The following is a 21,796-nucleotide window of genomic DNA, read 5'->3' as shown; positions in this document are numbered from 1 at the left end:
CAATGAATTCACTTGATAAATCTTGCTCAGGATAGCAAACCATCGCCGTTCTATGAAATAGATTGGACAGCAGACTGTGAACAAGGGTTGCCAACGCCATCATATGGAGTGGATTGACCGCATTGCGATCGCAAGCCAAGCTAACACATCACTTGTTCAGGGGATGTTTTTCTCATCTTTTGAAAAAAATAGCCAATCCCCCAATCCGTATGGATAAATTCGGGTTGCTTAGAGCTGTCGCCAATTTTGGATCGCAAGCGAGAGACATTAACATCCACTACTCGCAAATCAGCATAGTGGTTGGCAGAATAGCCCCAAACTTGCTGCAGGATATCGGAGCGAGACACCGTTTGCCCGGCTTTTGAGACTAATAACTTGAGGACATCAAACTCAATCCCTGTGAGCTGAACGCGTTGTCCGTGCAGGTACACCTGGCGTTTATGGGTTTCAATCCGTAACGGTCCAATTTCCATGATCACTTGATCCTTAGAGCCGTTTGTTCCCTTGCCCACAGTCTTTGCAGACACGGTACGCCTTAAGATAGCCTGAATTCTGCTTTCTAATTCTTTAGGAGAGAAGGGTTTAGGTAAGTAATCGTCTGCACCTAACTCTAATCCCTTGATCCGATCGCTCACTTCCCCCAAGGCTGTCAGCATAATAATGGGAACCCCGGTGGTCTGCCGCAACGTCTGGCAAACCTGAAGCCCGTTCATCTTGGGCATCATCACATCCAAGACAATTAAATCGGGTTTTTCAGCCTCAAACTGTTCTAGGGCTTCGACACCATCAGCAGCAACAATCACTTCATACCCCACCATTGATAGGCGGGTCGCTAAAATACGACGGATGGTCGCTTCATCATCAACAACCAGGATCTTATGTTGCCTACCCAAGGGACCTGTATCTCCAAGAAATTTATAAAGTCATATTTGCGATCGCAGAGTTCTGATGCGCCAACTCATGGACAAGCTGCTCATCCTCACAAACACTCTGTTAACGGCAAGACAGTAGAAATAGCGTTATAAATAATTATAATTTATAACATAAGTTAACATTCTACAAGGCTGTCCTGAATGTTGGCTAAATAAGCCTGTGGTGACAAATAGGACTGCTCTGAAGATGCAGCTACCCCTGCAATATTCCTAGTTTAAGCCCACAGCCCTAACTCAATCGACCTGACTTCAATCAACAAAGGCCAACTTCGATTTAGCGCAGGTTGCCCGACCGCAAAATACTGATCGCCAACCACAATCCCAGGAAGCTCGCTACGGCAAACAACGTATTGCTAAGCCAGTACAGTGCCGTCTGTTTTTCCGCTGAAATCATGGCTGCTCCCATAATCAGCGACCCTACCAAAATACTGAAAGAGAGGCGATTGGCAGCATTGTCTAAGGTCAGCCGCAAGCCATTAAGCCCCAATAAATTCAAGTTCCACTGCAACGATTCTGATGTCACTTGATCCAGAAGTTGTTCGAGTTGACGGGGCGATCGCAACGATAAATTCTTGACATCCAGTGCCATTCGCAACAAGGTTGGCAGCGGATCTTCGCCCACTAACTGCCGTCGGAATAAGTCACTCATCAAGGGCTTGACTTCATCCAACACATTAAATTTTGGATCAAAGGTTCGAGCGGCCCCTTCCAAATTCGCTAAGGCCTTGACATACAAACCCACATTGCCAGGCAGCTGTAGCTTATTACTGCGGGCCACCTGGAGGACCTCATACAACACCTCTCCCAGATTAATCTCAGCAAGATTGCGGTTATAGTACTTCCGCAGCAAAGCTTCGAAATCACTTTCCAACTGGGCGAGATTATCAGTTCGCCTTGTTTTTGCCAATTGCAACGTTAGTTGACTACAGCGTTGGGCATCCAGATCAACAATGGCGAGTAGCATCTCCGTCAAAATTTGCTGAGTGTTGGGATCTAACCGCCCCACCATCCCACAATCGAGAATGGCTGCTCGACCATCTCGCAGATAGTATAAGTTGCCCGGATGAGGATCCGCATGGAAAAAGCCATCCACATAGATCTGCTGAAGAAAGGCCCGAAACAGGAGCGTCGTTACCCGCCGCCGCGCTGCATTGACTTGTGGCTCTTGTTGGGTCACCGGTAAATTCGCTGACAGCAGCGGCTCACCGTCTAGCCATTGCATGACCAGCACTTTCTGGGTGGTTAACGCCACATTAATTTTGGGAATCACCAACTGCTGTGGCTCGAACCAGCGGCTCCTGGATAAATTCTGGCGCAGCTGTTCCGTATGTCTCGCTTCAACCGTAAAGTCCAATTCGTCTAAAAGTGCACTGGAAAACTCTTCTGCTAAGGCCTTGAGGTCATAGTCTTTGCCAATATCGGTGCGTGAGGCTAGGTCGGCTAGCGTGCGAATCAGGGTAATATCTTGATTAACAATGAGGTCAATCCCCGGTCGCTGGATTTTGATCGCAACGGGCTGGCCATTCGCGAGAGTAGCGCGGTGCACTTGAGCAATGGACCCGGAGGCAACTGGGGTTGGATCAACCTCCTTAAATTGGGCACGCAGCTCTTGAGCAATTTGCTGCTGAATAACGGTTTTGACCTCTGGCCAGGGAACAGGAGGGACCTCACTTTGAAGCGTGGATAAGACCTCAATATAGGACGCCGGTAAAATGTCAGGCCGAGTACTTAGAAGTTGGCCCAACTTCACATAGACTGGCCCTAAATCAACAAGAATATTACGAAGAACCGTTGGTGTGGGCAAAGCGGGTTGATCGGCTTTGCCGCCGGTCAATAATTGCTGCATGAAGTCCCAACCATTCCGGAGGACAACTTCAATAATTTCGCGCTGCCGAGAGGCGGTTTGCGTTAAGCCCGAAAACACACTGCCTCCTGGAGGATAGTTAAGCGGATATCAAGACATCTGTATCTGATCTACTGAAATCCTAGCTCAAAACGTCTGCAGGCAACTGGTTAAGGTTCCGTCGAAGCACAAACCACTGTTTTAGATTTGGACGAAGCGACACTACAGCAGACGTGTGCGACCGTTGGCGGCTAGTTACTACTTTTGACAGTCCAGGCTAGCGCTTTAGCGGGTTTCGGATTGGGTAACTTTAGCGTGACCAATTCGGCCAACAAGACAAACAGGGTTGAGACCCATAAGCATCCCACTAATCCATACAGCTGAAAAATAAGCCCCGATAGCACTGTTCCAGCCAGTCGTCCGCCTGCATTGGCCATATAGTAAAAGCCCACATTTAGAGATACTTTGTCATCCTCCGTATAAGCCAACACCAAATACGAATGCACGGCTGAATTAAACGCAAACACAATCCCGAAGATCATTAGTCCCAGGATAATCGTGGGTCCTGTGGGCAGCCCCATTTGCAAAGCAAGCCCGATAGCTGCTGGTATAGCGGTCAATAGCCCTGTCCAAAACCGAATCGTATGGGCTTGGGGAGGATGACTCGAACCGAAGTGCTTCAGAATCGTCGGTGCCAGCGATTGGACAATGCCATAGCCTATTACCCAAAGTGCCAGGAACCCACCCACCTGGGTAAAGGTCCAGCTCAACCCACTGTAGAGAAACACAGGCAAGCCCACCACAAACCAAATATCTCGGGCACCAAATAGGAAAAACCGAGCTGCTGAAAGAATGTTGATCTCTCGGCTTTTGGAAAACATTTGACGCAACTTCACCTTGGTTTTGATCTTACCCATCCCCGCTGGCAACCATCGACTGGATAACAAAATCAAAAATAGTGCGGCTGCCATGCCGAGTAATGCATGGATATAACCGACAGTTGCTAATAAGAGGCTGCCGACAAAAAAGCCCACCCCCTTGAGCGCATTTTTTGAGCCTGTCAGAATCGCAACCCACTTAAATAGAGATGATTGGGCTGTTTGAGGAATGACCAAGCGAATCGCGCTTTTGGAACTCATTTTCGTGAGGTCTTTGGCGATGCCTGAAATAGCCTGAGCGATCATCACGTAGGGAACAGCCCAGGCTGTCGCCCATGAAGAATTCACTGGGGTCAGCATCAGCAATGCCCCAATTTGCAACGCGATACCACTGTAGAGGGTCAATTTGATCCCAAATCGCGAGCCAATCCACCCGCCCAACAAATTGGTGACAATGCCAAAAACTTCGTAGAACAGAAACAGCATTGCTACTGCTAACGGATGATAACCCAAGGTATGGAAGTAGAGCAGCACGAGCATTCGTAGGGCGCCATCGGTTAGTGTAAATCCCCAGTAGGCTAGGGTCACAACGGCGTAATCGCGAACACTTTGTTGATGAATGGTTGGCGTTGACAGCATGATGATCTGTAGTGGAACGAAATTCTGGACGTTAGGCGAGTGACCTGGCAACTTTCTGGGCAAGTTCAACCATGCGATTGACATAGCCCCACTCGTTGTCATACCAAGCGAGTATCTTGACTTGAGTTTGATCGATCACCATTGTCGAAGGGGCATCAATAATGGCGGAACGAGGGTCGTCCTTATAATCAATGGACACTAGGGGACGCTCTTCGACCCCCAGAATGCCCTTGAGTTGTTCGGCTGCGGCTGTTTTGAGCAGGTGATTGACTTCCTCAATCTGGGTGGGGCGTGACACCTCAAACACACAATCTGTCAAAGAGGCATTGAGTAAGGGAACTCGGACTGCTAAGCCATTTAACTTTCCTTTTAGTTCTGGGTAAATTAGCGTGATTGCTGTTGCTGAGCCAGTGGTTGTAGGAATCAATGATAGGCTATTCGCTCGTGCTCGGCGTAAGTCGGTGTGAGGCGCATCCACAATGGTTTGGGTATTGGTGATGTCGTGGATAGTTGTAATCGCCCCATGTTGAATCCCTAACCCTTCATGGATGACTTTGATTACTGGAGCAAGACAGTTGGTGGTGCAAGACGCAGCGGTCAATAAATGGTGTTGATCGGGCTTATACAAATCATCATTAATGCCCATAACAATATTGAGGGCTCCTTGCTTTACAGGAGCTGCCACAATCACTTTCTGCACCCCTTGTTTGAAATAGGGGTCTAACAGCGCCACGGTCCGAAACTTTCCAGAACATTCCAACACCATATCGACCCCAAATTCATCCCAAGGCACTTCCCCCGGTGTGGGATATTCACTGAAACTCAGCGGCTGTTGATCAATCAAAAACTGCTTGTTACTAATGGCCTGGACTTCGGGTTGCCAACGACCATGTACGGAGTCAAATTTCAACAGATGAGCAGCAGCGGCAGTCCCCCCGTGGAGTTCATTCACATGAACAAATTCCAGTTCAGGCCAGTTCCAGGCAGCTCGTAGGGCTAAGCGGCCCATGCGGCCAAAGCCATTGATGCCAATTCGTACCATCAGCCTCTATTCTCCCGCAGGTCTACAGTTGGTTTTGAGGTTGATCAGGGGTCACCACTAAATACACCGCAGTCGGTGTCTGGGTCTTGATGTTTGAGGGTTTGCTCACATCGATGGGCTAGCGTTAGCAATTCCCCTTTTAATTCCTGTAATTGAGCGATTGATGTTTCAATTTTCTGAACTTTACTCACTAATCGTTGGTGCACCTCCTGACAGGTCAACGATTGATCGGCCCGGAGTTCGAGAATTTCCCGAATTTCTTCTAAGGTCAATCCGAGTGCTTTTGCTCGACTGATCCATGTCAGCCGCTCAACATCTTGATCGCTAAACAATCGATAGCCTGAGGGATTGCGTTGAGGGGATGGAATCAACCCAATCCGTTCGTAGTAATAGATGGTCTGAGCATTTAACCCTAGCTGTTGGGCAACCTGATGAACCTTCAGCATGTTGTCTACGCTGAGTAATTTGACTTACTTGAAGATGATAGACCCTATACCCTGGTATAAGGTCAACCCCCTCCTCCTCGCTCATTCAATATGGTTCGGGGCTACTCAACGTTCTGTTGCAACCTAGCAGATTAGTCCAAATACATTCAAAATCTTTATTGAGTAAAAGTAGCTTTGGCATATCTTATTGGTTAGTTGCTGCTTTTGACTGTCCACTTTTCCAGAAAAAGGCCACAACCATACCCCAATTCGTAATTAGGCAAAGGCACTATGAGTGACTTTAAGAGTTTAGAGGAACAATTCCTGGCGTTTGCGGGCGAGGATAAAAAGCTTAACTTCGAAGATTTTCAAGAGGCTCTGAAGCTAAATAATAAGTATTTAAGTGAACGCTTATTTCACATATTTGATGTGGATCAAACTCAAGGAGTTAACTTCCAAGAGTTCCAGCAGGGAATACATCGAGCCAAGGTAGAAAAGCTAGACTTCGCATTTCAACTGCATGATGGTAATGATGATGGTTTTATTGATAGACAGGAACTCGCTAAATTCATTCAAGCTAGCTTAAAGCAGGCAAATCTGGAGTTAACTGCAGAGAAACGCCAACAACTACTAGATATTTTATTTAAAAAGGCTGATACTGATCAAAATGGTGAAATCTCACTTAACGAATTTAAGAAGCTTCTGAGTCAATCTCCTCAATTACAAGACGTACTGTCTGTCAATCCCGAACAATGGCTTAAAGCTCCATCCTCCAATGGTTCAACAGAGAATATATTTCAAGAACAAGGGGAAAGGCGGTGGCACTATATCAAGAACAACTGGGGGAAATTTCTCTTTCTCTTTCTATACTTAGCAATTACTTTTTTCCTGTTTTTTCATGCTTATACGTCTCCAGCTTATCGATTTGACACTCCTTGGTATCGAATTGCACGTGGGTGTGGACTGGCACTGAACTTTAATGGTGCTTTGGTGTTGGTGCCGATCATGCGGCATTGGATGACTGTGTTACGCAATACGAAACTCAATAAATATTTGCCAATAGATGAACATATTGCATTTCATAAGATCGTAGGGCATATGATCTTTGTCTTGGCTGTTATCCATACCGTTGCTCATATTGTTAATCATATCTTTGAAAGTCAAGCATTCAAAATCAATTACCCTTTGCACTTTTTCTTGCTATATGGACCAGGGTATACCGGGTCATTGCTGATGCTACTTCTACTGCTAATGTGGTATACCTCTCTACCCTTTATTCGAGAAAAGAAGAAGTTCAACCTTTTTTTTAATATGCACTTGGCATATGTCCCTTTGATTAGCCTCCTGTTTGTGCATGGACCTCATTTTTACCGATGGGCGGCTGTGCCAATTGCAGCCTTTTTGGTTGAACGCCTTGTCCGGTTTCAACGTAGAAAGCAAAAAACCCATGTCATCGATGCGCAAATATTGCCTAACGATGTTTTATCCTTAGCAATTGCTCGCCCCCATAATTTTTCTTTCAGAGCTTCAGACTATCTCTATTTGAAATGCCCCAATATTTCAACAAATGAGTGGCATCCCTTCACAATTAGTAGTCCTCCTGAACAAGGAAATGCCCTGTCATTACATATCAGGGCAGTAGGAAGCTGGACTGGAACACTCTTCAGTGAGTTTCGAGATTTGATTCAAAAGCGCGATAAAGATGTTTCTGTACCTCAGATCCCAGTCTATTTGGATGGACCTTACCACAGTCCTAGTAGCAATATTGAACAGTCAGAATACGCCATCTTAATTGCAGGAGGGATTGGTGTTACTCCCTATGCGTCTCTATTACAAAGCATTCTGCATCAGCGTCAGACTAAGTCAGAGCAGTTGAAACTGAAGAAAATCCATTTCTACTGGTTTAACCGCACCCAAGATTCTTTTGAGTGGCTATTGGAAATATTTCAACGGTTAGAAGCTGAAGACACGTTTAATTTATTGGATATTAATCTATATCAAACAGGCGCTCCCAAAGATAGAGATGCTCCTCGATTCATTACTTTGTATACAGCAATAGATTTACTGCACCAAGAACAGAAAGTTGACATTATTACTGGCCTAAAAAAACAATTTCAATATGGCCGACCTGTCTGGGACGACATCTTTAAAGAACTGCAGAATCACTACCAGAAAGAGGAATACAAGGATAAAAACGTTGACGTTTTTTACTGCGGACCTAGAGGGCTTTCCGGCACTTTAAGACGTAAATGTTATCAATATGGATTCTCCTACAGCAAAGAGAACTTTTAGGATTATATTTGGACGTTATTGTCTACTGTTGATGAATTAACAGGACACAGAGCTAATTATTTGGGTAAATCATTGAAATTAAAGAGAAATGGAGCACTTGATTGCTCACTTCCCTGGGTAACCAACACTTCTGGCATTTGTGATCCGCCTTCGCGCCAGGCTGCGATCGCTTCTTTTTCCAGTACCAATTCTCCTCCCTGAGCCTTAAGGGTTTCGGCTAATAATCGTTGCGCTTCTGCCTTACCTTTAGCCCGATTAATATCTGCTTGGGCTTGCTGTTCTGCCTCTTGAGCAATAAACACTGCTCGCTTAGACCGTTGTTCTGCCACCTGTTTATCTTCAACGGATTTAGCAAATTCAGGTGAAAACTCTAAATCAATAACACTCGTATCCAACACCATAATGCCGTACTTTTCTAGGCGTTTTTCGAGCACATCATCAAAGTCCTGCTTCAACTCTGCCCGTTGGGTAATAGCTTCTTCCACCGTTCTACGAGCAGCTGCGATTTTAAATGATTCCTGTGTTTGAGGTGCAATAATTTTGGAGACAATATTCGCAAGAGTCCCTTGTGTACGACGAATGTCGACCACCTGCATGGGATCAAGGCGAAAGTTAATGGCAAACCGGGCATTGAGATCTTGCAGATCCTTGGTTGAGCTTTGGGCGGGTACTTCAAACTTTTGGACCGTCACATCATAAACATCGACGGCAGAAATAATCGGTGGTTTGATATGAACCCCTTCCAGGAAGGCAGTATCTCTAGCTTTGCCTAAAATGCTGACCACCCCTGCTTGGCCAGGGTTAATGACAAAAAAACTGCTAAAGACCACGACTAAGGCCATAAGGCCAACGCTCAAGAGCGTGATCAAATTATTGCTGCGACTATTTTGCATATTGGACTTTTGCCCTAACCAACGCCTGTTCAATCAACCGTTTATCAGTATACCGATCCTGGCTGGGATAGAGGGGGATAGTACGCTTTGCTAGGGAAATTAAGGATTGGTGCAGAGAGCATTCAGGATATTATTTTTGCTGAGTCGCCTGCTCCACAGTTAATCCAACTTCTTGACCATAGGACAACTCTAAGGTGTGACCGTCTGGATCGCGCAAAAAGGCCCAGTAGCCAATGGGATGCCCTGCATCTTGCGGGCCATCTAAGAGGACTCCTGCTTGCTGGGCTTGATGGCAGAGTCGATCTAATGCTTCGCGACTAGAGCAACCCACCCCTAAATGAGCCAAGGGCGATAAGACGGGTTGCACAATCTCTTTTTGAATCAGCACGATCACAAAGGGGCGAGTGCCATCCGACAACCACACCACTGGAATACCGGATGCCCCATCAATGCGTTTGTGAACCACCTGCATCTGAGCATAGGTGGCATAAAACTCAATACTGCGTTCAATGTCTGCCACGGGGAGGGCTATATGGGTTAGTCCGATATCTCTCATGATTTTTGAAGACGAGTTGGCTGCGCTACGAGATTCAGTGACGGATCACCCATGTATTGGCTCATGTGACCCACCATACAACATCCACTAGGGCAGATCGCGCATGATGGGCATGCTCAAAGGATTAAGTCTTTTATCTACATTACAGACCCATTGCGGATCTGGGTACCTTATGGACAGAGCCGAGGGGCAGTTAGGAATAGGTTTATGCGGCGGTACCTGAAATTTTTTATTCGCTGGGGAATATTAGGAGTCACCCTCTTTTTCTTAATCAAGACGTTACTCAGCCATTGGCAAGATGTGAGAACGCTGGAATTCCAGCATCAGGCTTGGTTGTATGGTTGTGCTGCATTTGCGATCGCACTCTTTGCTCAACTATGGCTCGGTGTTTTATGGTGTTGGATTTTAGCGGCGTTTAAACAGCCAACGCCCCAACGATGGGCAATCGTCACCTTTTTGAAACATACACCTGCTAAATATATCCCCGGCAGTATCTGGCATTTGTACGGTCAGGTCAAAGCAGCGCAGAAACAAGGATTAGGACTGGAGTTAGCGACCCTAAGTGTTTTGCTAGAACCTCTATTTGTGATTGCTGGGGCCTTAGGATTGGCGTTGCTCAATACCCCTTATGCTGCCTTGATGGGGACGATACTAGGGACTATCTTAATTGTGGTTCATCCGCGTGTGCTCAATTTTCTGTGGCATCAGTTCCGCCAATTTCAAGGCAAGGACTCTAGTACCGTGCGTATGCACTATTACCCCCTACGAGTGCTGATGGGGTCGTTGTTATTTATGCTATTGCGCGGCCTAATCTTTCTACTGATTGTGTTGGCGTTTACTCCCATTAACTGGTCGGCCTTAAGTCCGTTAATGGGTGGCTTCAGTTTTGCTTGGCTGCTCAGCCTGGTGATTCCGACTCCGGCAGGGATGGGGGTATTTGAGGCCTCTGCGATCGATATTTTGCACCCTTACCTATCGCCTGGCCTGTTATTAGCGACGGTGGCGATCTATCGATTTGTGAATATTGGCGCTGAGATGATGGGGGCAGGATGTGCCTACCTACTCAAAGAGGGGTAAAATCGGCTATTCTATTCTTGAGCAAAAAAACATGCTCTGACCAAAAAAGGAGGCTCTATATCACCCCTCCTATATATTTAGATTGATTGACCTGCCCATGTACACACGTACTGTTCGACTCCAAGATACCGATGCTGCTGGGGTGGTTTATTTCACCAGTGCTCTTGATATCTGTCATGAAGCCTTTGAAGATGCCTTGATGGGAGCGGGGATTGATATTCGCACCTTCTTTAGCAATCCAGACACGGCGATGCCCGTGGTCCATGCCAATATTGATTTTCTCAGGCCCAGTTTTTGCGGCGATCAGCTAGTGGTTCAGCTCAGTACCCACCAGTTGGCGGAAGATGATTTTGAGGTTCGCTACACCATTACGGCAGTCAATAAGGGTGAGCGAATCGTTGCAAAAGCGATGATTCGGCATGTCTGTATCAATCCCATTAACCGCCAGCGCAAACCACTCCCCAAGGAAATGGTGACCTGGATTCAGCGCTGGAGTTTGGCGATGTCTTAAAGATAGGGATGTTGTGCTAAAAGCATTTATTGCAAAGGCCACGCCTAAGCTCTGGTATATCAGCAATTAGGAAAAAGATGGCTGTATCTCATTCACCAGAGTTTTGATCACTGCGATCTCACCTCTGTCTTTAGCAAATGCCCTGCTCTCTTTAAATGATATTGGTGCAGCAGTGATGATCGGGCATTCTCTTCTAATTGACCAATTAAATCATCTAAAAGCAAAATCCCGGCGTCAGCGCGCTGGCATATTTTTTGTATCTGGCTCGCTCTTTCTTGTACTTTCTGTAAATTAGGTGTCTGGGAAGACGGTGTCATAACACATCCCAATCATTTAGAATTTCCTGCAACGTTGTTTCCAAAGCACTAACTGTTCCTTGAGCTTCTTCTATCGCACGTTCTAACAACTCCAGCATAGCGATAGGAGCGGCAGGTTGTGCCTCTGCAATCCGTTTCAGAAGAGTATAGAAACGGGAATAGTACAGGTCAGCTCGTTCTTGAATCTCATTGGGCTGAATCTGGCCCGCCAAAACTGCAGCCAAGCCCGTCTCTTCCGCTTCAAACACGCGGGCTGGATCTCGTAATTTGTGGGTGTTTGATGCCTGTGATTTTGACAATCGCGCCTTCCCTGGCCAGGTTATGGCTTTGAACATAACTAACACACAAAATGTGTTCAAAATCACTTCAAAAATCATCGCATATCACTGAATGCCTCAAAAACGGGTGCTCTAATTCAGATATAAATCAGTTCACACGAATCTTTCGATATTACTCTCTATTTCTCTCGGGAATAGAATAATACCGGAAGCTATGGAAGACTGACTTGAAGGATCGAATAGATTGCCCCAAATGGGCTAACGATACTTCTCTTGAGTCTCCTCAAGAATATCTGCATCAATCAGAGGATTGGGCAACAGGCAGCAGACAACACAATTTATCGATACTTCAAGGAGATGACATCATGCCCGGAATATTTCAAGACGATAAAGGCAAGCGATCCTCAGGGAGGCTGCAGACCACTGCATCGGTTTTGGTGGGACTTGGCCTCGCCATTACGATGGGTGCTGGAGAATGGCGAGGGAAAGCGTTCTCAGAAAACCTATACATTCTGACCGGGGCCTTAACCATTGGCGGTGCAGGCATGAAGGGCTTGCAAAAATTCTCAGAGCGAGACGAACAGCTTGCATCCAATGGTTTGCCCACAAAAGTGGCAGTCCCTCAAACCGTAGCTGTACCATCCACTGAAGTGGTTTCATCTACCTCCAAAATCATCAAGGTCCAAACCCCTGAGAAAGAATTAACCGCCGTTTTACAGGAGGGCTGGTAATGCCGTTTATTACAGCGAAGAAGAATACTCTTTTAGCACCTTTGCCAGATCAACCTCAAGATCAACCCTTAAACCGATTGGCGAAAGTGTATGAGGGCGGGATCTTAGGCGTCATTAAAGTGTCTGCGGTTAATCCTCAGTTGGCAGAGATTATCTTAGCAGGACCCTATACCTGGCACGATGACTACCCGACGATTGAAATGGGGGTTACCCGATATATTAATCCAGTATCGTGGAATATTCCAGACGATGCCTGGGATCAACCAGAGGTCCTGACATTACCCGAACCGGCTTCTACCCCCTCCCAGCCGGAGACGGTATCCGCCCCCTTATTACCCCCAGAGGTCGCCCAACTTAACCATTTCTACGAAGGCTGTCAAAAGAAATTACCGGATGGGCGAATTCAAGCTTACCCTGATCCGAGAGCTGGAAGTGGTGGCCTACCTGTCACTATCGGTTGGGGCAGTACCTACTATCAAGATGGTTCGGCTATCCAGATGGGAGACATTATCACCCAAACTGAAGCGGACGCGTTATACGACTACATTTGCCACAAAGACTTTTGGAGCAAGTTGCAATCGACCATCCCCCATTGGGATGAAATGACTGATAAACAGCGGGCTGCTTTAACCAGCTTTGCCTACAATAATGGCGCTGACTTTTATGGCTCTCCAAACCATAAAACCATCACGGGCAACTTAAAGGAGAAAGATTGGCAGGCAGTACCCGGTACCCTGATGATGTACCGGAACCCTGGCGAAAATGTGGAGGTGGGGCTAGGTCGCCGCCGATATGCCGAGGCCAAAGTCTGGTGCGGCGAAGCACCAAAAACCGCCTGTGCTGCTGCTGCCCAGGAAATTCAGACTGCCCAGGATTGCGAACCCATTGAACAGCGGCTTAAAACCAATCCGCCGTCGGTGAAAGGGTTTGAACCCAAAATAACCCCAACCCCCTCAGCACCCACTCAACCTTCTGGTCCTCGGCAGCCCCAGGCTGTTGCGGGCATGAAAGGTCCCAAGTCCCATCCAGATGCTCATGGCTTCAAACCAGGAGACTACCATCTAGTCGCCAATGATGCCGTCGGCAAAATCAAGTGCTATGACCATAGCGGCACGCTAATGTGGGAAGTACAGTGCCTCTGTCGCGGCCAATTTGAGGACAATTTCTTTGGCAAACATGGCGATACCCCAGCAGGTCTGTACAAATGCGGGCAAATCTATCGGGACTATGAACAAGCCGGTGAGCATGCGAACTATACTCGCGATCGCATGTCCTATGGCTGGTATAGTATCGACCTGGTTGAATTAGAAAACCAAGAAGCGGGTCTAGGTCGGGCAGGGATTATGATCCATGGCGGCGGTAGCGGTTGCGGATGGCCGGGCGCATGGAAACCCAAGCAATCTCTGTTCTCGACCCTAGGTTGCATCAGAATGTACAACCAAGATCTGCGGGACAAAGTTGTGCCCTTGTATGATCAGCCGGGTGCCACCGTCTTTGTCAGTGTCTATCAGTAGCCGCTCTCAAAGAGGTCAAGATGACGGAGGAGTGCTCCACAGGATAGGCGACAGAGCCAGTCCTGAGTGGAGCACTACTGTATTTTTCCCTTGCAACGTCTGATAGAGCATTCCTAAACTGCTGGCTGCAATCGAAGCATCAGACAATATCTAGATCCGTCACTGCACCAACACTGCTGGAAGAAACTAATTTGGCATACTTCGCCAACACCCCTGTGGTATATCGAGGCTGAGGCCGCTCCCACTTAGCTCGCCGCTCCTCCAACTCCTGATCCGATACATGTACCTCCAACTTCCGGGCATGGGCATCAATCGTAATCATGTCTCCCTCCTGCACCAGGGCAATCGTCCCGCCCACCGCAGCTTCTGGGGCCACATGTCCTACGACCATGCCGTAAGTGCCCCCTGAGAATCGGCCATCCGTAATTAATCCCACCGAATCCCCCAACCCTGCCCCAATAATGGCAGAGGTGGGCGCTAGCATTTCTCGCATCCCCGGGCCGCCCTTCGGGCCTTCGTACCGCACCACAATTACATCATTGGGCTGAATCTTGTTTGCCAAAATTGCAGCCAAGCAATCCTCTTCCGATTCAAATACGCGAGCTGGACCCGTAATTTGAGGGTTTTTAATGCCCGTAATTTTGGCAACTGCACCTTCCGTCGCTAGGTTCCCCCGCAGGATAGCCAGATGGCCTTGCTTGTACATGGGATTGTCCCAGGGCCGGATCACATCCTGGTCTGGAGAGGGTTCCGAGGGCACATCGGCCAGTTGCTCCGCAATCGTTTTACCCGTGATTGTCAGGGCATCACCATGAAGAAGACCGTGCTCCAACAGCATTTTCATCACCAAAGGGATACCACCCGCTTTATGGAGATCCGTGGCAACGTAGCGCCCCGAGGGCTTGAGGTCGCAAATCACAGGGACTTTAGCTCGGATGGTTTCAAAGTCATCCAGGGTGAGCGGCGTACCCGCAGCACGGGAAATCGCCAGCAGGTGGAGAACCGCATTGGTGGAACCGCCCACAGCCATAATCACGGCGATGGCATTTTCAAAGGCTTTACGGGTCAGAATATCCCGAGGCAAGATTTGTTGGCGAATCGCTTCTACTAGTACAGTGGCCGACTGTTCTGCACTAACGGCTTTTTCCTCATCTTCCGCCGCCATTGTCGAGGAATACATGAGGCTCATCCCCATTGCCTCAAACGCGGACGACATCGTATTCGCCGTATACATCCCGCCACAGGATCCAGCACCCGGACAAGCATGTTTTTCGACTGCCGTTAACTCAGCTTCACTGATCCGTCCAGCACTATGCTGCCCCACCGCTTCAAAGGCACTGACGACGGTTAGATCTTTGCCATCCAGGTGGCCGGGTTTGATCGTACCGCCATAGACAAAAATGGCGGGAATATTCATCCGGGCCATCGCTAGCATGGCACCGGGCATATTTTTATCACAACCGCCAATCGCTAACACCCCATCCATACTCTGCCCCTTGCAAGCGGTTTCGATGGAGTCGGCAATCACTTCGCGAGAAACCAAGGAATATTTCATCCCTTCGGTGCCCATGGAAATACCGTCACTAATGGTGATGGTACCGAACTTCTGAGGCATGGATCCTGCGGTTCTCAGGCTGACCTCTGCTCGAGTTGCAAGGGAATCGATCCCCATATTGCAGGGAGTAATCGTACTGTAACCATTCGCTAATCCGACAATCGGTTTGGTGAAATCCTCATCTCCAAACCCCACGGCCCTTAACATGGCCCGGTTCGGTGCCCGTTGAACACCTTGAGTGACGACTTGGCTATTGCGATTGTCAGACATAAGGGTCTCTTCTTTTCACGACGCAGATACAAGAGAAGGTAATGACGACAGGCTAGTGGCAGAACTAGGTTTGAGACTATTTACCTTGCTCAACTGTCTATTGTCTCAGAATCGATGACCGAGTGGGAGGCTGAGCGATAACCTATGCTGCAGGCTAGGGTTTCTCTTCACCTACTGTCCTGTCCATTCAACTGCCTATGGATGCGATTAAAATTGATCGGTCCTTCGTCAAGGAAATTGGCACTGAAAATCCCAATACTGAAATCGCTAAAACGCTGTTAGCGCTTTCCCACAGCCTGACCCTGGATGCGACAGCGGAGGGCATTGCAGCCCCGCAGCAGTATTGGGACTTGCGATCGCAAGACTGCCTCAAATCTCAGGGCTATCTGTTTTCTGCCCCCCTATCCGTAGGAGAGGTAGCCGCATTTAGCCCTCGTTATCCGGCTCAGTAGAGAATTTATCAGTTCTCCTGATTAAATATCGATTGACATCCCCAATACACTGCGATTCTCCAACATTTTTAACCCTGATTTTGGTGGAGCCAGCCTTGAGGGCTGAGCAGTTGTAATTCAACGCAAGTCTGGGTTCAACAAGATTGTGCTATAAATCAATGTTACTGGGAAAACTGATGTTGATACTGTCACTTCCCTCCCTAAAAGGCCTGAAAAGCCACCCTTGATCTGAACTCTATGACGCAACCCGAAACGCCTGATCTGAATAAAACTGAACAACCAGAAGAGGCTTGGTGGGTAGAAGCAGCCAAGACGGTTGGCTTAAGTTTATTGCTAGCCTTTGGAATTCGGACCTTTGTGGCGGAAGCTCGTTTTATTCCCTCTGGATCGATGCAGCCCACGCTGCAAGTGGATGATCGCTTAATTATTGACAAGGTCACCTATCGTTTTCGCAAGCCTGAGCGGGGCGATATTGTGGTTTTTAATCCCACAAAATCCTTAAAAAGAGCCAAGTTCGAAGAAGCCTTTATTAAGCGAGTGGTTGGTATTCCCGGCGATCGTGTCGAAATCAAAGAAGGCATTGTGTGGCTCAACGGCCAATCGATTCAGGAAAACTATACTGCGGACAAGACCACCACCAGTCCCAGTTCAGACTCATGCGGCAACAACTTTAAAACGGCTGAACTCCATAGCAAACCCATCGATCCCCCCGTTCCCATCTTTTTATCTAAACCCCAAACCATTCCCGCTAATCATTACCTGGTGTTGGGCGACAATCGGGGCAATAGTTATGATGGCCGCTGTTGGGGGCTGGTGGCCCATGACGATTTGGTGGGTCGAGCGATTTTTCGGTTTTTACCCTTTAACCGCATTGGTACCTTACCCGAAGCGGAGTTAGTGATTGCAGATTAAGAAACGCGTTGTCGATTTTGGCGCAGCCGAAAGAGCAGAAACTGGGTGGGCTGATCGGCGTCAAAGTTGTTATCACTCACGAGTACCAGTGAGGGGCTACCATCCGCTAACACCGGTCCCCATGTCATCCCCTCCAAGTTGCTAACGGGCATCCGAAGTTGCTTCAACTCAAACAGAGACTGTTTTTGAATGGGCGTAATCCCCGCTAACTCAGTGGGAATCTGATCGAGTTTGGAGGTATCTCTGGCCAGTGCGGTTGTGATCTGAAAGATCTGGGCATTAAACCCAGTGATGGGGCTGTAGGAGCGTTCCAGGCTGAGAAAATGGCCGCCGTTATCCACCGATAAAAGTTCGGTTAAACCATTAATGCCCTTCAACAAACCTGCAGGTTGCAGCGGATAGAGATATTCGGCCAACAGCTGAGGCTGCGGTTCACCCAGCCAATAGTGGAGAAGGCGGTTATAAAACCGTGGCTCCTCTGGATCCTCAAGCTGAGGATCGGGATAATCTTGCTGTAACGGTGCTTCTGTAACGGCGAATATGCGGTCCCCTTCGGGACTTAGGGTGAGGGCTTCAAAGCCCCGATTATTGTCAATACCGTGGGGGGGTGGATCGGGATTATCATCGGTTGCAGGGATCGCCAAAAAATGCTTAGGCAGTGGCAGTTGCTGCTGCCACTGACCTTGACGATCAAATTCCATTAAAGCCGGTGGACTTTGTCGCCACGCCACCCCTTCGCTACTGATCCAAAGGGTATCTTGGGGGGTCAGGGCCAGTCCTTCTGGGTCGATCTGGTCAACGGCGTAGGGTTGGGCCTGCTCGTCTTTGAGCAAGGTGACGTCTTCGAGCGTCAGGGTCTTCAGTTGAGGACGGTCTGGATTGGATTGATCGAGCTGGAGCTGGAGGGTATAAAACCGAGGTTGTGTTCGATCATCAGACAAGGCATAGATGCGATCGCGCTTTCGATCATAGGTCAGGGCCGAAATGCCTCCCACCGGAGTATTGTCAAATTCCGTGGGATAGAGCTGATAGTCGCCCAAATAGTCTAAGGATAGATTCAAAAAAACACGGTCTTCCGCCTTCACTTGGGGCAAGCTGCAGCCCACTAACAACACACAGCAGAGGAGTGGCAACATCCACCGGAGCAGTTTGATCACGGCTATACACCTAAGTCCCGGAGCGCGAGGCGAATTTGCTCAAGGCGGCGGCGATTGACGCTGAGATCAGAGTTACCCAATCGTGCTGCCGAGCGCACTTGAATGATATTATCTTCGGCCGGGAAATAAAACTCGCCATCATCCACAAATCCCAAGAGTCGACTTCCCGAGGCAAACCGAATATAATCTTCCGTTTGCTCCACCACCTGAGTACGAGGGACAACACTCAGCACCTTGAGGACTGCTTCGCGGGCAACGGTGCGATCGCTACCGTAAGACAAGGGTGCGATCGCATGGTCCGCATCCGCATTTTGACTGACCACACAATTGGGAGACTCGGGACAGGGAGCGAGTTGCCCCTCATGTACCCCTAACTCTGGCGGTGTCCCTGCAAACAGTCGGGCTGCACCAGGCAGAGCACCGAGCACCGGGCTAGATTCAGTCGGAATCAGCCCCGCATTACCCAGGGACAGTAGTCCAATTAAGACCAGTGAGATAAATGTGTGAACCATAAATTTGGGGGCGAAATAAAGCACTCTACATGCAGTGTACAAGTATCCTGGCTCCAGCGGGGCTTCTGCAGGCTGGCTGGTCATTCCAGAATTTCATATAGTACAATTGAACTGCAATTGTTTGAGGATATTTGAGATGTTGTGGCGACATGGAGATGTATTAATCGGTGCAGTTGCCACGATTCCCCCGGATGCCCATAAAAAGCATCATTGTATTCTGGCTCATGGTGAAGTCACTGGGCATAGTCATCGCATTGAACGGGTAGGAGATGCTGAACTTTTTGAAGCTGAAGGGCAATTGTTCCTCCGCATCGTCAGTCCAGAGGCCAGAGTGATTCACGAAGAGCATCAGCCCATTACCTTACCGCAGGGGACTTACCGAGTGTGGCAGCAGCGGGAATATACCCCCCATGCGATTCGCAGAATCGTTGACTGAAGTCCACCCTATCTGATGCTCTTCCTCTTCGCTTGGGCTTATGAAAACAACTGAACTGAAAATCTCCGCCTTTACTGCCCAGGAAGCGATTCAATTGATCCTGGAGGGTAAAGCGCCCACTGCCATGCAAGTGGACGGCCCCTTAAGCTTTGCCAACTCTCCCCAGCTTCGCTCTGAGCAGCTACCGGAAACCTTGGTGGTCAGCACCCTTTATCTCCATCACTGTTCTCAACTCATCACTTTGCCACCCCAGTTACAGGTCCGAAACCTCAACCTTAGAGGCTGTTCAAGTCTTAGCCATTTGCCTAGCCATTTAAAGTGCTATCAACTAGACCTCTCAGGAACGGCCGTTTCGCGTCTGCCCGATTCGTTGCAGGTGGCTTACAAGCTCGATCTATCCGATTGCCAATCCCTAGAAAGACTCCCTGACCACCTCAAGGTAGGAACGCTGATTTTACGCAATTGTCGATCGCTCTCCCAGTTACCGGAAGGGTTATCGGTCTCGTTTTTGGATATTTCAGGCTGTCCTCAACTTCAGACTTGGCCACAGCAAATTCATATGGGGCAAGGGGGCCTCTATGCTCGTGGCTGTGTGAGTTTGACTGATTTGCCCACCACTATCGGTCCCTTAGCCCAATTAGATATCAGTGGGTGTAGTCGGTTACAAGGACTGCCCGAAGGACTACGCGTTAGCTCCTGGGCTGATATTGCCGATACAGGCATTACCCAGATGCCAGCTTCTCTTCAGGGGGTACAACTGCGGTGGCGGGATGTGTTTGTGGAAGAGCGTATTGTTCTGCGTCCCGAGACCATTACCGTTGATGAAATTTTGACGGAACGCAATGCCGAAATTCGCCGTGTGCTCTTGGAACGCTTTGGCTATGACCGTTTTATGTTGCAGGCTCAAGCTGAGGTCTTAGATACGGATGCAGATCCGGGGGGCGAACGGCGTTTACTCCGAGTCCCTTTAGAAGGGGATGAAGATTTGGTCTGTTTATCGGTCTTCTGCCCTTCAACAGCAGACCAATATATTATCCGCGTTCCGCCTGCGATGCAGTCTTGCCATCAAGCAGCGGCCTGGATTGCAGGATTTGATGACCCAGATCAATATCAGCCGCTAGTTGAAACTTGAGTAATAGTGAGACTCTTAGAGGGTTTCAGGTAGCTGGGGTAGTTCTACTGCTTCGTACACGAAGGCTAGTGGGCAGTGAAAATCAACACTCACTAAGTCTAGAACCGGGTTTTCGGGATTAGCCGCATGCTCAGGGTAGGCTGTCAGTTCCCATCTGCCTGTGCTGGTTTTGCGGTAGCAATCGACCCCCACTTTTTCGGCATCAATCAATACATATTCTTGCAAAGTAGGGATACGACGGTAGTATTTGAACTTATCACCACGGTCAAACCCTGCTGTACTGGGTGAGAGGACTTCAATGAGAAGTATCGGGTAGCAGATGGCGTCAGTGGCTTGACGATCTCGTTCGTCACAACTCACCACCATATCGGGGTAAAAGTAAGGGCCGGCTGGACTGATGCGGACTTTTACATCAGCAACATTGCTTCGGCATCCCTTGCTTCGTAGGTGCGATCTTAGTTGGCTATAAAGATTCAAAATAATGTCATTATGGGGCAACGTCCCCCCTGCCATCCCATAGACTTGACCCTCAATGTATTCATGCTTAATGGGTTGTTCAGCTTCCCATCCAAGATATTCTTCTGGCGTCATGCGTTGGGGCTGAGGATTGGCAACCATCATTGACCTCCAAGATGAGTCAGTGTCAATATTCGCATTTTAGTCTCCTGCAAAGTCTGTAGTGTCCATAAATGCTTGTATAGGTGATTATGGATTGCTAGTTCCTTCGGCAAAAAATAATGGGTATGACGCAAAATGTCTCACTATGGCTTGTTCCCCAACCCGATGATCATGCTTATTTGCAAGACATCATTGACCAGCTTGCCGTTCAATACCAAGCGCCACATTTTAGCCCTCATGTCACGGTTGCGGGCCACCTCCAGGTCCCTGATCACGCTTCACTCTCAACTCTTGCTGCGGCCACGCCTTTTTTGCAGCTGCAGAATCAAGGGCTAGACCATAGCTCAGAGCTGTTCAGAACGGTGTATATCCGTACCTCTTTAGCCGATCAACTGGTGGCCTTGCGGCAAAAGGTTTATCAGCAATGGCCTGTAAACATCTCCAAACCCTTTATGCCCCATATCAGCTTGATTTACAAAAAACTGGCCGCACCAGAACGGCAGATGATCATTCAATCCTTGAGCCTTAAGAAAACGTTTATTTTCGATGCCCTGGCAGTGGTACAGCCACAACAGGATTGGACTGCAGTAGAGACTTGGCAAATATTAGAGCGCTGGCCGCTAGCGGCTAACACCATGCCTCAATGATCTATCGTTAAAGTCCCCCAGTATGGGTGATTTAGGGAACTAGTGCAGCATAATTTAGGCTGCTGACTAGAAAAACAGCATGAGTATTGGATCTAGTTGTGAGAAATCGTTCTCTCCCTGAAATTCTATCCCTAGCTCGTTTGAAAGAGTTTTGTCCTGTATTAAAGTTGGGGCCAA

22 protein-coding genes are annotated in these 21,796 nt (G+C 48.3%); 10 read left to right on the top strand and 12 right to left on the bottom strand.

Annotated elements, in window-relative coordinates; all coding sequences use genetic code 11:
• Window positions 1–140 precede the first annotated feature (140 nt).
• The 5 genes from rpaB to Q0986_RS02010 form a co-directional block, all read right to left on the bottom strand.
• Entirely contained in the window at window positions 141–893 is a 753-nt protein-coding gene (gene rpaB, locus Q0986_RS02030; RefSeq protein ID WP_299402892.1) for a response regulator transcription factor RpaB, read from the bottom strand.
• Between the two features lie 313 nt (window positions 894–1,206).
• Complete coding sequence (locus tag Q0986_RS02025; protein ID WP_299402890.1) at window positions 1,207–2,856, bottom strand: AarF/ABC1/UbiB kinase family protein; 1,650 nt, start codon at window positions 2,854–2,856, stop codon at window positions 1,207–1,209.
• 170 nt (window positions 2,857–3,026) lie between these two features.
• Window positions 3,027–4,292: an organoarsenical effux MFS transporter ArsJ gene (arsJ, locus tag Q0986_RS02020; RefSeq protein ID WP_299402888.1), complete on the bottom strand. Its 1,266-nt coding sequence runs from the start codon at window positions 4,290–4,292 to the stop codon at window positions 3,027–3,029.
• Window positions 4,293–4,323: 31 nt separating this feature from the next.
• The gene (locus tag Q0986_RS02015; protein ID WP_299402923.1) at window positions 4,324–5,337 is read right to left on the bottom strand and encodes an ArsJ-associated glyceraldehyde-3-phosphate dehydrogenase; all 1,014 of its coding nucleotides are present in this window, start codon (window positions 5,335–5,337) and stop codon (window positions 4,324–4,326) included.
• Between the two features lie 41 nt (window positions 5,338–5,378).
• Window positions 5,379–5,780, bottom strand: a complete 402-nt coding sequence (locus tag Q0986_RS02010) for a heavy metal-responsive transcriptional regulator (RefSeq protein ID WP_299402886.1) — start codon at window positions 5,778–5,780, stop codon at window positions 5,379–5,381.
• A gap of 270 nt (window positions 5,781–6,050) precedes the next feature.
• Here Q0986_RS02010 and Q0986_RS02005 point away from each other — a divergent pair, with 270 nt between their 5' ends.
• The gene (locus Q0986_RS02005; RefSeq protein ID WP_299402884.1) at window positions 6,051–8,051 is read left to right on the top strand and encodes an EF-hand domain-containing protein; all 2,001 of its coding nucleotides are present in this window, start codon (window positions 6,051–6,053) and stop codon (window positions 8,049–8,051) included.
• A gap of 56 nt (window positions 8,052–8,107) precedes the next feature.
• Here Q0986_RS02005 and Q0986_RS02000 read toward each other — a convergent pair whose 3' ends face one another.
• Window positions 8,108–8,944, bottom strand: a complete 837-nt coding sequence (locus Q0986_RS02000) for a prohibitin family protein (RefSeq protein WP_299402881.1) — start codon at window positions 8,942–8,944, stop codon at window positions 8,108–8,110.
• Window positions 8,945–9,074: 130 nt separating this feature from the next.
• Window positions 9,075–9,500 carry a VOC family protein gene (locus Q0986_RS01995; RefSeq protein ID WP_299402879.1) on the bottom strand — a complete coding sequence of 142 codons (426 nt, stop codon included), beginning with the start codon at window positions 9,498–9,500 and terminating at the stop codon, window positions 9,075–9,077.
• A gap of 207 nt (window positions 9,501–9,707) precedes the next feature.
• On the opposite strand from Q0986_RS01995, the gene Q0986_RS01990 reads away from it, so the two are divergent.
• Both Q0986_RS01990 and Q0986_RS01985 read left to right on the top strand, forming a co-directional pair.
• Window positions 9,708–10,577, top strand: coding sequence for a hypothetical protein (locus tag Q0986_RS01990; RefSeq protein ID WP_299402877.1), 870 nt, complete (start codon window positions 9,708–9,710; stop codon window positions 10,575–10,577).
• 97 nt (window positions 10,578–10,674) lie between these two features.
• The gene (locus Q0986_RS01985; RefSeq protein WP_299402875.1) at window positions 10,675–11,088 is read left to right on the top strand and encodes a thioesterase family protein; all 414 of its coding nucleotides are present in this window, start codon (window positions 10,675–10,677) and stop codon (window positions 11,086–11,088) included.
• Between the two features lie 313 nt (window positions 11,089–11,401).
• Here the strand turns inward: Q0986_RS01985 and Q0986_RS01980 are convergent, their stop codons facing one another.
• The gene (locus Q0986_RS01980) at window positions 11,402–11,704 is read right to left on the bottom strand and encodes a hypothetical protein (protein ID WP_299402872.1); all 303 of its coding nucleotides are present in this window, start codon (window positions 11,702–11,704) and stop codon (window positions 11,402–11,404) included.
• Between the two features lie 344 nt (window positions 11,705–12,048).
• Between Q0986_RS01980 and Q0986_RS01975 the strand changes: the two genes are divergently transcribed.
• Entirely contained in the window at window positions 12,049–12,414 is a 366-nt protein-coding gene (locus Q0986_RS01975; RefSeq protein ID WP_299402870.1) for a hypothetical protein, read from the top strand.
• Window positions 12,414–13,928 carry a glycoside hydrolase family protein gene (locus tag Q0986_RS01970; RefSeq protein WP_299402868.1) on the top strand — a complete coding sequence of 505 codons (1,515 nt, stop codon included), beginning with the start codon at window positions 12,414–12,416 and terminating at the stop codon, window positions 13,926–13,928. The genes Q0986_RS01975 and Q0986_RS01970 overlap by 1 nt, the downstream gene beginning before the upstream one ends.
• Before the next feature lie 139 nt (window positions 13,929–14,067).
• Here the strand turns inward: Q0986_RS01970 and ilvD are convergent, their stop codons facing one another.
• Window positions 14,068–15,753, bottom strand: a complete 1,686-nt coding sequence (gene ilvD, locus Q0986_RS01965; RefSeq protein WP_299402866.1) for a dihydroxy-acid dehydratase — start codon at window positions 15,751–15,753, stop codon at window positions 14,068–14,070.
• A gap of 197 nt (window positions 15,754–15,950) precedes the next feature.
• On the opposite strand from ilvD, the gene Q0986_RS01960 reads away from it, so the two are divergent.
• Window positions 15,951–16,205, top strand: a complete 255-nt coding sequence (locus Q0986_RS01960; RefSeq protein ID WP_299402864.1) for an EAL domain-containing protein — start codon at window positions 15,951–15,953, stop codon at window positions 16,203–16,205.
• A gap of 237 nt (window positions 16,206–16,442) precedes the next feature.
• A complete protein-coding gene (gene lepB, locus Q0986_RS01955) occupies window positions 16,443–17,117 on the top strand; it encodes a signal peptidase I (protein ID WP_299402862.1) in 675 nt (224 codons plus the stop codon).
• On the opposite strand, the gene Q0986_RS01950 is transcribed toward lepB, so the two are convergent.
• The gene (locus Q0986_RS01950) at window positions 17,114–18,274 is read right to left on the bottom strand and encodes an esterase-like activity of phytase family protein (RefSeq protein ID WP_299402859.1); all 1,161 of its coding nucleotides are present in this window, start codon (window positions 18,272–18,274) and stop codon (window positions 17,114–17,116) included. The two genes, lepB and Q0986_RS01950, sit on opposite strands and share 4 nt — an antisense overlap.
• A 2-nt stretch (window positions 18,275–18,276) precedes the next feature.
• The gene (locus Q0986_RS01945) at window positions 18,277–18,786 is read right to left on the bottom strand and encodes a DUF1499 domain-containing protein (RefSeq protein WP_299402857.1); all 510 of its coding nucleotides are present in this window, start codon (window positions 18,784–18,786) and stop codon (window positions 18,277–18,279) included.
• 136 nt (window positions 18,787–18,922) lie between these two features.
• Here Q0986_RS01945 and Q0986_RS01940 point away from each other — a divergent pair, with 136 nt between their 5' ends.
• A complete protein-coding gene (locus tag Q0986_RS01940) occupies window positions 18,923–19,222 on the top strand; it encodes a hypothetical protein (protein WP_299402855.1) in 300 nt (99 codons plus the stop codon).
• Window positions 19,223–19,262: 40 nt separating this feature from the next.
• The gene (locus tag Q0986_RS01935; protein WP_299402852.1) at window positions 19,263–20,354 is read left to right on the top strand and encodes a DUF6745 domain-containing protein; all 1,092 of its coding nucleotides are present in this window, start codon (window positions 19,263–19,265) and stop codon (window positions 20,352–20,354) included.
• Window positions 20,355–20,369: 15 nt separating this feature from the next.
• Here the strand turns inward: Q0986_RS01935 and Q0986_RS01930 are convergent, their stop codons facing one another.
• Window positions 20,370–20,975 carry a Uma2 family endonuclease gene (locus Q0986_RS01930; protein ID WP_299402850.1) on the bottom strand — a complete coding sequence of 202 codons (606 nt, stop codon included), beginning with the start codon at window positions 20,973–20,975 and terminating at the stop codon, window positions 20,370–20,372.
• Between the two features lie 122 nt (window positions 20,976–21,097).
• Between Q0986_RS01930 and Q0986_RS01925 the strand changes: the two genes are divergently transcribed.
• The gene (locus tag Q0986_RS01925) at window positions 21,098–21,619 is read left to right on the top strand and encodes a 2'-5' RNA ligase family protein (RefSeq protein ID WP_299402848.1); all 522 of its coding nucleotides are present in this window, start codon (window positions 21,098–21,100) and stop codon (window positions 21,617–21,619) included.
• The last annotated feature ends 177 nt before the right edge of the window (window positions 21,620–21,796 follow it).

Origin of the sequence: Acaryochloris sp. IP29b_bin.148 (genome assembly GCF_028285565.1) — a bacterium.
GTDB lineage: Bacteria > Cyanobacteriota > Cyanobacteriia > Thermosynechococcales > Thermosynechococcaceae > Acaryochloris.
Note: the sequence above shows the minus strand (reverse complement) of the source record. Positions and strands in the feature narration are given on the sequence as shown.

Coding starts and splice junctions, on each gene's coding strand:
- Q0986_RS02010 (WP_299402886.1), bottom strand. CDS start 5,780: ATGCTGAAGGTTCATCAGGTTGCCCAACAGCTAGGGTTAAATGCTCAG.
- Q0986_RS01945 (WP_299402857.1), bottom strand. CDS start 18,786: ATGGTTCACACATTTATCTCACTGGTCTTAATTGGACTACTGTCCCTG.
- Q0986_RS01995 (WP_299402879.1), bottom strand. CDS start 9,500: ATGAGAGATATCGGACTAACCCATATAGCCCTCCCCGTGGCAGACATT.
- Q0986_RS01990 (WP_299402877.1), top strand. CDS start 9,708: ATGCGGCGGTACCTGAAATTTTTTATTCGCTGGGGAATATTAGGAGTC.
- Q0986_RS01960 (WP_299402864.1), top strand. CDS start 15,951: ATGGATGCGATTAAAATTGATCGGTCCTTCGTCAAGGAAATTGGCACT.
- Q0986_RS01975 (WP_299402870.1), top strand. CDS start 12,049: ATGCCCGGAATATTTCAAGACGATAAAGGCAAGCGATCCTCAGGGAGG.
- arsJ (WP_299402888.1), bottom strand. CDS start 4,292: ATGCTGTCAACGCCAACCATTCATCAACAAAGTGTTCGCGATTACGCC.
- Q0986_RS01940 (WP_299402855.1), top strand. CDS start 18,923: ATGTTGTGGCGACATGGAGATGTATTAATCGGTGCAGTTGCCACGATT.
- Q0986_RS02005 (WP_299402884.1), top strand. CDS start 6,051: ATGAGTGACTTTAAGAGTTTAGAGGAACAATTCCTGGCGTTTGCGGGC.
- Q0986_RS01935 (WP_299402852.1), top strand. CDS start 19,263: ATGAAAACAACTGAACTGAAAATCTCCGCCTTTACTGCCCAGGAAGCG.
- Q0986_RS01930 (WP_299402850.1), bottom strand. CDS start 20,975: ATGATGGTTGCCAATCCTCAGCCCCAACGCATGACGCCAGAAGAATAT.
- Q0986_RS01925 (WP_299402848.1), top strand. CDS start 21,098: ATGACGCAAAATGTCTCACTATGGCTTGTTCCCCAACCCGATGATCAT.
- ilvD (WP_299402866.1), bottom strand. CDS start 15,753: ATGTCTGACAATCGCAATAGCCAAGTCGTCACTCAAGGTGTTCAACGG.
- Q0986_RS01970 (WP_299402868.1), top strand. CDS start 12,414: ATGCCGTTTATTACAGCGAAGAAGAATACTCTTTTAGCACCTTTGCCA.
- lepB (WP_299402862.1), top strand. CDS start 16,443: ATGACGCAACCCGAAACGCCTGATCTGAATAAAACTGAACAACCAGAA.
- Q0986_RS01985 (WP_299402875.1), top strand. CDS start 10,675: ATGTACACACGTACTGTTCGACTCCAAGATACCGATGCTGCTGGGGTG.
- Q0986_RS02000 (WP_299402881.1), bottom strand. CDS start 8,944: ATGCAAAATAGTCGCAGCAATAATTTGATCACGCTCTTGAGCGTTGGC.